Annotated in this window: 1 protein-coding gene; it reads left to right on the forward strand. The window is 64.5% G+C overall.

Features of this window, described 5'->3' with window-relative positions:
* The coding region (locus NDO48_RS29550) for a malate:quinone oxidoreductase (RefSeq protein WP_416377238.1) at positions 1-234 on the forward strand (234 nt) is incomplete at both ends.

Genomic DNA, 234 nt, shown 5'->3' on the forward strand with positions numbered 1-234 from the left:
GTGGTCGACAGACACGACGCGAAGGTCTACGGAACTCCGCCCATCGGAGCGCCTCCGATGTCGGTGCCCCATCTCGACACCCGCATCGTCGACGGGCGGCGGTCCATACTCTTCGGGCCGTACGCCGGCGCGAATCCTCGGTTTCTGAAACATGGATCGTGGCTCGACTTCCCGGCGTCGATCGACCGGCACAACATCGGGTCACTCCTGTCGATGGCAGGCAACAACACGCCG

Origin of the sequence: Aminobacter sp. MET-1 (genome assembly GCF_026521175.1) — a bacterium.
Lineage (GTDB): Bacteria > Pseudomonadota > Alphaproteobacteria > Rhizobiales > Rhizobiaceae > Aminobacter.